Here is a 254-nt window from a genome sequence, read left to right as displayed (position 1 = left end):
CATGCGTAAACAACGTTGAGCTGGTTGATGGTGGAGGTTCCGCTCGTCCCGGTAATGCCCGTCCGCGTGAGCTTGCCCTCTTCATCGAGAATCGTGTCCGTCGGAACCTGGCCGAACCCTTCATAGGTTCCAAGATTGAATGAAAGATTGGGACAGCCGGACGCGACCATGAACTGCATCTGCTGGCAAAGTTCATTGCGCAGGGCGTCTACGCTGACCGGGGCGTCTTTGATCTGGATGCCTCCGATCCTGCC

Annotated in this window: 1 protein-coding gene; it reads right to left on the bottom strand. The window is 57.1% G+C overall.

Features of this window, described 5'->3' with window-relative positions; translation table 11 throughout:
- On the bottom strand, positions 1 to 254 hold a 254-nt coding region (locus SB719_RS21410; protein WP_412159923.1), incomplete at both ends, for a hypothetical protein.

It is taken from the genome of Pantoea sp. SIMBA_079 (genome assembly GCF_046940275.1).
Lineage (GTDB): Bacteria > Pseudomonadota > Gammaproteobacteria > Enterobacterales > Enterobacteriaceae > Pantoea > Pantoea borealis.
The sequence above is the reverse complement of the archived record's forward strand: the minus strand, read 5'-3'. Positions and strand labels throughout refer to the sequence as shown.